This window comes from Oscillochloris sp. ZM17-4, assembly GCF_019599295.1.
Lineage (GTDB): Bacteria > Chloroflexota > Chloroflexia > Chloroflexales > Chloroflexaceae > Oscillochloris.
Genome location: NZ_JAIEWN010000050.1, coordinates 1 through 9,852, shown reverse-complemented (window position 1 = coordinate 9,852; position 9,852 = coordinate 1). Strand labels below are relative to the sequence as shown.

General features: G+C 67.0%; 4 protein-coding genes and 1 pseudogene. All 5 read right to left on the bottom strand.

Features of this window, described 5'->3' with window-relative positions; genetic code table 11:
• A pseudogene (locus tag K2Z83_RS23795) lies at positions 1 to 825 on the bottom strand (hypothetical protein); the annotation flags it as partial.
• Between the two features lie 19 nt (positions 826 to 844).
• Positions 845 to 1,345 carry a hypothetical protein gene (locus K2Z83_RS23790; RefSeq protein WP_220597668.1) on the bottom strand — a complete coding sequence of 167 codons (501 nt, stop codon included), beginning with the start codon at positions 1,343 to 1,345 and terminating at the stop codon, positions 845 to 847.
• Positions 1,342 to 2,154: a TIR domain-containing protein gene (locus tag K2Z83_RS23785; protein ID WP_220597667.1), complete on the bottom strand. Its 813-nt coding sequence runs from the start codon at positions 2,152 to 2,154 to the stop codon at positions 1,342 to 1,344. The genes K2Z83_RS23790 and K2Z83_RS23785 overlap by 4 nt, the downstream gene beginning before the upstream one ends.
• Before the next feature lie 12 nt (positions 2,155 to 2,166).
• Positions 2,167 to 6,501 carry a tetratricopeptide repeat protein gene (locus tag K2Z83_RS23780; protein WP_220597666.1) on the bottom strand — a complete coding sequence of 1,445 codons (4,335 nt, stop codon included), beginning with the start codon at positions 6,499 to 6,501 and terminating at the stop codon, positions 2,167 to 2,169.
• Between the two features lie 42 nt (positions 6,502 to 6,543).
• Complete coding sequence (locus K2Z83_RS23775) at positions 6,544 to 9,792, bottom strand: helicase-related protein (protein ID WP_255604465.1); 3,249 nt, start codon at positions 9,790 to 9,792, stop codon at positions 6,544 to 6,546.
• Positions 9,793 to 9,852: the final 60 nt, after the last annotated feature.

The following is a 9,852-nucleotide window of genomic DNA, read 5'->3' as shown; positions in this document are numbered from 1 at the left end:
CTCCTTGAGGAACCAGACGAAGATCACGCGGGTGATCAGGCGGATCAGGCTGGTGGCGTTGCGCACCGCCCGGTCGGATTGCGCCCCGGCGGGGAACTCGACCTGCTCAACCGCCCAGAAATACCAGTTGGCCACCTCGCGGTAGAAGCGCCGGTTGAGCGCGCTGCTGTCGAGCACCGTGCGCCAGGCCCGGTGCAGCTCGACGAAGTTGCTCACCCCGGCCTCGCGGGCGAGTTGCGGCAGGGACAGGTCGGCCAGGATCTCGACGTGGGCGCGGTGGGGCTGGGCGAAGGCGATGTCCTTGATCAGCGTCACCTTCTCCAGCACATCGCGGTTCTGATCGAGCTTGTGCAGCCGCCGGTCGATCACGGCGAAGGTGAGGTTAGCGCCGTGGCGGAAGAGCACCAGCACCGGCATCAGCAGGTGCCGGTTGATCTCGCGGGTGATCGTCGCCAGCTCGGTGCGGGTGTAGCTCGCGCCAGACAGGTCGATAGCGAGGAAGAGGTAGGACTCGATGCGGGTCTGATCGACCTGGCGGGTGTCGAAGAGGGCCATCTGGCCGGAGGCGCTGATCTCCTCGGCGGTGAGCTGGAAGATCAGCTCGGCCGCGCGCCACTCGTCGAGCAGCGCCCGATGGGCGTTGAGCTTGTCCGCGAGGCCGAGGGCCTCCAGCAACCCGCGGCCGCCCGCCGGGTCTACATCGAAGCGCCGCTCGCTCGTATAGCCCAGCGCGCCGAACAGCTCGACCGCCGGGCCGAGCAGCGACGGGGCGGTGAAGCGGGCGAGAGCGTCGGCGACCGCGCGGCGGAGGGAAGTGTCGGTCACAGCTCAATCCTCTCAGGAGTCATGCGGCCAGGATGATCACGCTGATCAGCAGCGCCAGGAAGCCCGACCCGAGCCAGAAGGTGACCCCGGCCCAAAAGAGTGAGAACTTCTTGTTCTCCAGGATGCGATCAAGCTCGGCGCGCATCCCGTCCAGGTTATGCCGGTACAGCTTGTAGTCGCGCGGGTTGACGGTGCGCAGCCCCAGGAGCATCGCGACCACGTAGCAGCCCAGGACGACCAGGCTGATCAGCTTCGCAACCGGGTGGCCGGTGAGGTACGGCGGCGGGTACGTGTCGCCGAAGGCGACCACGGTGAAGAGTACGCCGAGCAGCAGCGTGGTTAGCTCGATGATCCGCTTGCCGGCCTCGTCGAGGAACTCAACCTGCTTGCTCTCGGCCTCGGCGAAGAACGCCGTGAGGCGCTGCTGCTCCGCGTTAGGCGACGACCCTTCTACTATCAGGGGTTCGGGCGGGTCGGGTGTTGCCGGGAGTGCCGGTAATCGTGTGGGTGGTCTGGTCATGCGTAGCCCTCACAGTCCACCTGCACGACGACCGTCTCCGGGCAGCCGGCGGTGCGGCAGGGCAGCATCAGCTCGGTCAGATCCTGCTCGGCCTTGCGCACCGCACTGCGGGCAATCCTCCCATCGGCGGGACAGACCTCGCGCTTATCGTACCAGCTCACGTGCCCCCTGGGGCAGCGCACCCCGAAGGTGTGGCGTGACTCGGCTGGTGGCGCTTCTTGGGCAACCTGGCCGCTGAGGCTGTCGAGCGCCTGCTGCGCTGCCTCGGCAACCGTGCCGTACAGGCTATGGCGGGCCATGTCTTCGAGCGTGGCGAGCAGCTCCTCGCGGCGCTCGCCGCGCTGGATCAGGGCCACCGCCTCAGCGATGCCGCGCTTCTGCTCGCGGATGTACTCGTGGGTCAGCAAGTTCAGCAGCAGGTCGTCCTGCGCGGCGGGCGGCAGCAGCGGGGTGAGGCGTTGGATCGCCGCCGCGAGGTCGCCGTTCTCACGCACCCCCGGCGCATCTACCAGCGTGATCGGCAGCGGCGTGGCGTCGCGGGCCAGCGTGATGATCGGCTTCTGGAGCTGCTGGCCGTAGCGCGCCATCCGCTCGACCCACTCGTCCTGCGCAGCCGCCGCGCTCCAGATCAGCACTAGGGCCACGCTGCCCCGGATGCCGCGCTCCAGGGCGGCGGGGTAGGATGCCGAGCCGGCGTCGAGGTGGGCGGGCAGCGCCCATATTACGTAGCCCTGGTTGATCAGGGCGTCGCGCACCGCGTCAGCGCAGGCGGCGTCGGTAGCAGTTGTGGTAAGAAAAAGCTGGGCCATAGAGTCCTCATCTCAGGAACGAAGGTAATCCACAATCGATTGCCAGGTTGCGGCGTAAACACCGCGCAGGCCGGCCCCGAGGCCCTGCGGTTCGCCGCCGGCGTCAAGCAGCGCGCCGAGGGCGCCGACGAGGGCGGCGAGGCCGGGCTTATCCTGCGCCGCCTGTGCCTGGAGTTGGGCCAACTCACGCCGCCACTGTCCGCGCTGGGCGCTCGCCGAGCCAAGGACGGCCAAGGTGTTGCTACCAATAGTCTCTACAAGCTCAGGGGCGAGGCCGTCGTAGGCGACGCCAGTCACAATTGCGGCGCACGCCTCGGCATAGGGGCCGGTCAAGCCGGCCCCGAGTTGGGCCAGGTCTCCGCCAAAAAGCGCAGTCTGGATGGCCTGGATGAGTGCCTTGAGGTCTGGATCATCGCCACCGGTGGCGAGGGCATTAAGGTACTGAGCGTGGGCCAGCTTCTCCTGCGGGCCGGCGAGCAGGGCCGTGATGGAGCGTTGGATGAGTTCAGAGTCAACTGGCGACGCCGCTACCACATCATCCATTACACGTTGGGCGAAGGCGGTCTCAATCCCGTCAGTCTTGCAGGCCCGCAGCAGGTTCAGATGTATAGTCAGCATGTCTGCCGCACGCTGGTCACCCTTGGCCCGCGCGTTGTCGATGTTTTGCTCGAACAGCGCCTCGACCTCAGCGGTAAAGAGAATCGCCTGGTGTGTCTCGACCACCCGGCGGCTAGCAGGCCAGTCGGGGGCATTGACGAAGCCGCGCACCGCCTGCATGATTTCATCGCTGACTGCAGCTACTGGAGGCACACCCCCGGCGACGCCGGATTGGATGGCGCTCAGCGCCGTAGCATAGGGATGGCCTGGCGCAAGCACCGCCGCCTCGCCATCGAGGAGGGCAAGCAGCGCACTATACAGATCAACTTCGATCTGCCAATCATCGCCACGCTGCTGCGCATCGGTAAGCATCTCAGCTACCGCGCCCCGCCACTCCTCACGCCTCTCCGCGACACTCGTCAGCACCGCCACCGTGTTGGCGACAAGAACCTGGAGCTGCTCTTGAGGCATTGTTGCTGGGCCAGGCTGCGGCTGGGACAGCGGCGCATCATGCTGCATCGCCTCGCGCAACTGACGCACATGGTCGGGCGTATGGCCGGCGGCGTCCTGGGGCAGGCCGGTTCGTGCAAAGATCTGGCGCGCCGCATCAAGCCGGGCGATCGCGTCGTCGCGGCGGCCCATGTGCGTGAATAACAGCTGTGCGACGCCGATCAGGCCGGCGATCTCACCCTGCGGATGTCCAACCTCATGCTCAGCGATCAACGATTGCTCAAACGTGGCAAGCGCATCCTGAAAGCGCTGAAGATCAATGTAAAGATAGGCCATGCCATTCAGCGTGGCGGCTTCGCCGGCCCGGTTGCCCACCGCGCGGGTGATCGGCAAGGCCTCGTCGTAGAGCTGGAGCGCCCGCTGCGGCTGCCCCAGGCCCTGGTACACCAACGCCATGTTGTTCAGCGTGGTCGCTTCGCCGGCCCGGTCGCCCACCGCGCGCCGGATCGGCAAGGCCTCGTCGTAGAGCTGGAGCGCCCGCTGCGGCTGCCCCAGGCCCTGGTACACCAACGCCATGTTGTTCAGCGTGGTCGCTTCGCCGGCCCGGTCGCCCACCGCGCGGGTGATCGGCAAGGCCTCGTCGTAGAGCTGGAGCGCCCGCTGCGGCTGCCCCAGGCCCTGGTACACCCCCGCCATGTTGTTCAGCGTGGCGGCTTCGCCGGCCCGGTCGCCCACCGCGCGCCGGATCGGCAAGGCCTCGTCGTAGAGCTGGAGCGCCCGCTGCGGCTGCCCCAGGTCCTGGTACACCCCCGCCATGTTGTTCAGCGTGGTCGCTTCGCCGGCCCGGTCGCCCACCGCGCGCCGGATCGGCAAGGCCTCGTCGTAGAGCTGGAGCGCCCGCTGCGGCCGCCCCAGGTCCTGGTACACCCCCGCCATGTTGTTCAGCGTCTCCAATGCGAGCTGCGAATCAACGCCCTGGAGATTCTCCAGCGCCGCCTCGCACAGCGCCAGGGCGCGCCGGCGATCGCCCAGGCGGCCCATAACCCAGCCCCAGCGGAATTGGTACTCGCCGCATTGATCTGGGGCACACCGCGTGAGGCCGCGCTCGAAATCTTCGCGGGCCTGCTGTACGATCAGCGCCGCCCGGCTGTCGCGGTCTACCGCGCGATACGCCCAGCGTGCCAGATCAAGGTAGGCCGTGGCAAAGCGAGCCAGCAGCGCGTCGCGCACATACGCCTGGAGCATATAACGCTCGGTGTAGGGTCGCACCGTCGGCAGCAGCCGGTAGCGCAGCAGATCCCCCTCTTCCAGGGTGTCGGCCTCGCGCAGCAGCAGGCCGCGCTGCCAGAGCGCGTGCAGCCGGTCAGGGATGGGTGAGCGCGCACCCTCCGCATCAGCCGCACCAGGGTCGAAGATGGCCACCGCCGTCTCGGGGAGGAAGGGCGCATGGAAGACCCACAGGCCGCTGAGCAGGTCGCGCAGCTCGGGGGCCAGGTGGCGCACGCTGGTGTCGATGCTGGCGTAGAGCGTGCGGTGGCGGTGATCATCGCCCAAATACTTGTTGCGCGCCGCATCAAGCTGGGCCTCACACGCGGCGACAAACGCCGCCAGATCCATGGGTATGTCGTTGAAGGCCCCACCCAGCAGGCGCAGACTCAGGGCGTGGCCCTCCACGCGCCCGCTCAGGGCCTCGGCCAGGTGCTGCTCGACCGCGCCCGCGCGGGCCGGCGCGCTCTGGCGAAAGAGCCGCGCCCCATCGGCGGCGGGCAGCCCGCCCAGGGCCAGGTACGCCTCTCCCGGCCAGCCTAGCAGCGCCCGCGAGGTTACGAGCAGGGTCGCCCGCGCGCCGGCCAGCTCCTGGCGCAACAGATCGGCTAGGCCCCGCGCCTCGGCGCTGCCCGCCTCGACCGCTGCGACCAGTGTCTCGGCGTTGTCGAGGATGAGCAGGGTGCGCTGCTGTCCCAGCCGGGCCAGCACCTGCTGCTCGATCTGCTCAGGAAGGCCGGTATCGGTGGGGATGCCGAAAAAGCCCGCGAGATCGGCGACGATCTGCTCCCGCGTTGGCAGGCTCTCCAGCGAGATGCCCCAAACACCGCCGGGGAAGGCCCAGCCAAAGCGCTCGGCGGCCTCGCGGGCTAGGGCGGTCTTGCCCTGGCCGCCCACGCCGTGGATGGTCAGTACGGGCGGGCGGGCATCGCCGGTGAGTTGGGCACCAATGGCCTGTAGCTCGCCCTGGCGGCCCTGGAAGGCACCCTCGGCGCGGGGCAGGTCGCTCACCGCCAGCGGGGGGCGCTGGTCGCGGATGATTGGGTTGCCCGCCTGGGCCGCGAAGCCGCGCGCTGGCACCGCCAGTGCCGTGTAGAGCACCGGCACTCCGATGGCCCAGGGCCGCGCGCTGCGGGCCAGGCTCAGGCGGGCCTGGAGCAGCGCCTCCTCGACCGGGACGCCGCGCGCCAGGTCGTCATAGAAGGTTCGCGAGAAGGCGCGGGCGTCGGCATCGACAATGCTGAAGCGCATGCCCAGCGTGTAGGGCGTCCCCTGCTCAACCAGCAGCCGAGCCAGGTTACTGAACAGGGTGGGGCCGGGCGTGGCACTGATGCAGGCGTTCAGCGTCACCAGGAAGGTCGTACCGCGCAGCCGCTGCGCCAGTGTGCGGGCGGTGACTGGCTCCATACCGCCATCGTCACGCTCGAAGCACAGGATCGCCTCGCCCTCGCGCTCACCGCCGTGGCCCATAAAGTGGACGACGCGGTGGCGCTTGCCGGTGACCTGGCGGCGCAGCTGCTCGTCGGTGGCGGGGCGCGTGCGCTCCAGGGTGACGGCACCCTCAACGGCCGCAATGCTCTCGCGCAGCCGCAGCCACTCGCCGTCGATATTGAGCGCGGCTATGTCTGGGTCAAGCGGGTTGCTCGGCACCGCCACAATGTGCAGCCCGCCCTCCAGCGTCGGTGGCGCTGCCCGCCGCCCTGCGGGCAGCCCGCGCACGAAGGGCACATCGAGCACCAGAAAGCCATCCGGGCCGTGGAGATACTCCCAGGGCACTGCGTCCAATGCGCCATCGGCGACGAGCATGATCCGCTCGGGGCGCGCTGCCAAGGCCGTGTGAGCTGGTGAGCCAGCCGGGAACAGCGCCGCGAACAGCGCCCGCCCATAGGCCACCGGGTCGGCCAAGGGGTGCGGCGGGCGCGTCGCATCCTGCGCATCGGGAACGATCCGCACCGGGTCAAAGCGATGCGACTCCACACCGTCACAGGTGACCAGGGCTGCGTTGTCGGGCTGGATGGTCAGAACAAGTTCCATGTGACGCCTCTCATACTGCCTGGAGATCGCTTCCCCGAGGTGCTACGCACAGATAACCAGCCAGGTGATCAGGTCGAAGTCGTCGGCCTGCGTCACCTGCTTCTGCTGCTCGGGCAGCACCCCGCCGCGGCCCAGCGTGAGCTGCGCGCCCATGCGCCGGCGGAAGCTGCCGGTGATCGCTGCTACGGCCTGCTCTAGGAGCTTACTGTAGACGCTCATGTCGGCCCCGTCCTGCGTCCGCTGGTCGAACAGGTCACAGAGGGCTTGGTAGGGCGTCGTGCGCTCGGCACAGAGCGTGCGGAACACTTCAAGCACCTGTTTGGGCTGGGCGAAGCCGAAGCGCACCACCCCGTCATCGCGGATGTAGACCAGGAAGTAGGGCTGGAGCGGGTTAATTCGCTCGGTGCCCTTCGCGTCGCCCTTCTGACGCAGGCAGAAGATCACCCCCGGCTGGATAACGGCGTAGGCCGGGTCGGGAGGCACCACCGCGTACAGGCCCAGCGGCGCGTCCTGGAGCAGCTGGCGGTTCGCCTCGATATAGCGCAGCAGCTCCAGCCGGAAGTCGTCGAGCGTGAACTCAGTCAGCGCCACACTCTCGCTAAAATCTTCCAGGTCGAGCACCTGGTCTTTGAGCGTAAGCAGCTGCTTATCGCGGTAGCTTAGGTCGGTGGTAATCAGCTCCTCCAACTTGCCCTTGGCGAGCAGGTTATCGTCCCCGGCGGCGGTCAGATCGACCAGGGCCATACGCGACTCGACCCGCTCGCGCAGGGAGAGGTACTTGTTCAGGTCGTCGGTCGGCCAGAAGTTGACCATCTGCACCACCTGACTGCGGCTGCCGATGCGGTCGATCCGGCCGAAACGCTGGATGATCCGCACCGGGTTCCAGTGAATATCATAGTTCACCAGGTAGTCGCAGTCCTGGAGGTTCTGGCCCTCGGAGATGCAGTCGGTGGCGATCAGCAGGTCGATCTCGGCGCTGGGCATCCCAGACATCTGGCTCCGGTGCTTGGCGACCGGGGAGAAGTTGGTCAGGATGTGGCCGAACTCATTGCGTCCCAGCGTGGTGAGATTCTCCACATCGCCGCCAGTCACCAGAGCCATATGCAGGCCCAGCTCGCCGTGCGCCCAGGGCTTCAGCGCGTTGTAGAGGTAGGTGGCGGTATCGGCGAACGCGGTGAAGACCAGGATCTTGCGGTTGCTCCGACCGTCCTTGGTCGTGGTCGGCGACTCTACGCGCGCCGTGATCAGCGTCCGCAGCTCGGCCAGCTTGGCGTCACGCTCCACGGAGACCTGCGTGGCCGAGCTGAGCAGGATATCGATCTGCTGCTTGTCGGCCTGAAGCTGGGCGAGCCAGGCGTCCACATCGAGGTGGGCCATCTGGAAGGTCAGCCGCGCACCAATCTGGAGCGCCGCGCGCAGCTCCTCGTCCTCCCACTCCGGCACTGCATATTCGGTCAGGTCGATCTCAGGATTGTCGGCGCGGTACTGCTTGAAGCGAGCGATGCGCTCCTCCAGGGCCTCGATCTTCGCGATGGTGCGCCCCATCGTTGCCGCGAACGAGGCCACCGAGCTCTCCAGCCGCTTGAGAAAGTTGACCTTCATCATGCCAATCAGGTAGGTCTCGCGATTGGCCTGGCTAAAGTTCGCCACCCGGCTCTGCGTATAGCGCGCCGCAAAGGCCGGCAGTACATACGACGAGGGGTTGTAGAGGGCCAGCTTGTAACGCAGGATCTCCTCATTCACCCGGTCGTAGGACATGAAGCGACCCTTCAGGTCAATCGGGGGCGAGAGGGAGATTGGCTTAGCGCGCGTCGGAAAGCCGCCGAGGGCCGCAATCGTGTCGGCGTAGTAGGTCTGGATATGCTTGCGCGAGCGGGCAATGGTCAGGGCGTCGAGCAGCGTGAACAGCTCGCCATCGAGCCGTTCCAGCAGCGCTTGCGTGTCGTGGCGCTGATCCTGCGCCCACTCATTGAAGATGCGCTGGGCCGTGCCGAGGGTCGTCTCCAGGCTGGCGATGCCGAGGGATTGCTGGAAGCCCGCGTTGTCGCCGGCGGTGAGGAAGAGCAGCTGATTCCGCAGGTCGCGCAGGTCATTGTTGACCGGCGTAGCCGAGAGCAGCAGCACCTTCGTCTTCACCCCGCTGCGGATGATGTCTTCCATCAGGCGCTCGTAGCGCGAGCGGGTGATGCGGTCGCCGGTCTCGTCGCTGCGGCCACGGGTGTTGTTACGGAAGTTGTGCGACTCGTCGATGACCACAAGGTCGTAGTTACCCCAGTTGAGGGTGGCCAGGTCGAGGTCGCCGCTCATCCTGCGCTCGCGGCTCAGGTCGGTGTGCGAAAGCACATCGTAGCGCAGCCGGTCGTTGACCAGCGGGTTGAGCGTATCGTTGCGCCGGTAGAGCGTCCAGTTGTCGCGCAGCTTCTTGGGGCAGAGCACCAGCACGCGCTCGTTGCGCAGCTCAAAGTACTTGATCACCGCCAGAGCCTCGTAGGTCTTACCGAGGCCGACGCTGTCGGCGAGGATGCAGCCGTTGTAGGCCAGGATCTTGGCAATGACCCCTTTGACCCCATCCTGCTGGAAGGCGAAGAGCGCCCGCCAGATTGCTGTATCGACGAGCTGATGCTGGTCGGTCAGCAGGCTGCTGCGCTGCTGGTCGGCGAGGAATTGCTCAAACAGATGAAACAGCGTCTTGAAGTAGATGAACTGTGGGGCGTGATTGGCGTAGAGCTGGGCGAGATAGTGAAGCACCTGGTCGCGCACATCGGCCACCAGCTTGGGGTCATCCCAGAGCTCATCAAACCACGCCTTGAGGTCAGCGCGGTCGCGGCTACCATCGACGATCAGATTCAGCTCGATATTGTTGTGATCGCCATCACCGAGGCCGAGACCGCGCACGGTGAAGTTTGAGCTCCCGAGGATGGCCTGCTCCTGGCCGCCGCTGGTAATGTGGTACAGCTTACCGTGGAGCAGGTTGGCCTGGCGCACCGAGCGGATCTGCACCCGCTGGCGAATCCAGTCGGCGCACGCCTTGGCCACCGGCTTCTGGGCGAGCCGGTTGTGCAGGGCCAGCCCATCATCCGCGATGTCGAACGCTTTGGCCGCCGTGCGGTCAGGGTCGATCGCCGAGACAAAGCGCGGCTCGCCAAAGAGGAAGCGCAGCGCGTGGATCTGGTCGAGCTGGGGCTGAAGCTGCTGGTAGGCGTAGATGGTGAAGTAGGCCGAGACGATGGCGAGGTCGGCGCCGGGGTGGATCTGAGTTTTGAGGAAGTCGCCAACCTTCCCACGATCCAGGTTATCGCGGATACCCGAGGGGAGGCGGTGCTTACTGGCGCGGTCGCGGGGCGGGGGCGG

Coding starts and splice junctions, on each gene's coding strand:
- K2Z83_RS23790 (WP_220597668.1), bottom strand. CDS start 1,345: ATGACCAGACCACCCACACGATTACCGGCACTCCCGGCAACACCCGAC.
- K2Z83_RS23785 (WP_220597667.1), bottom strand. CDS start 2,154: ATGGCCCAGCTTTTTCTTACCACAACTGCTACCGACGCCGCCTGCGCT.
- K2Z83_RS23780 (WP_220597666.1), bottom strand. CDS start 6,501: ATGGAACTTGTTCTGACCATCCAGCCCGACAACGCAGCCCTGGTCACC.